Here is a 257-nt window from a genome sequence, read left to right as displayed (position 1 = left end):
GTCCTGCGTCGCCCGTTGCAGGGCGGGCAGGAACGCGGCCAGGTGCGGCAGGCGCCCCGCCAGCGCGGCGCGCAGCGGCGCCGGATCATGACCGGTCGGGTCGGCGATCATTTCGTACAGCCACAGGTAGAGCGCGCCGAGCTCGCCCGGGGCGCGCGCGACGCCGTGCAGGCTGCACAGGCCGTCGTCGATCGCGAAGATCCAGCCATACGCGCGGCTCGTCGTGCACAGGCCGTCGAAGGTCGCGTGCGCATAGA

Annotated in this window: 1 protein-coding gene; it reads right to left on the bottom strand. The window is 73.2% G+C overall.

What is annotated here, in order from left to right:
• Positions 1-257, bottom strand: a 257-nt coding sequence (locus AAEZ09_RS28690; RefSeq protein ID WP_350601730.1) for a hypothetical protein, incomplete at both ends; no start/stop codon positions are given.

The sequence above is a fragment of the Pseudomonas sp. 65/3-MNA-CIBAN-0223 genome, from assembly GCF_040310425.1.
GTDB lineage: Bacteria > Pseudomonadota > Gammaproteobacteria > Pseudomonadales > Pseudomonadaceae > Aquipseudomonas > Aquipseudomonas gregormendelii.
This window is presented reverse-complemented; position numbering and strand designations above follow the sequence as displayed.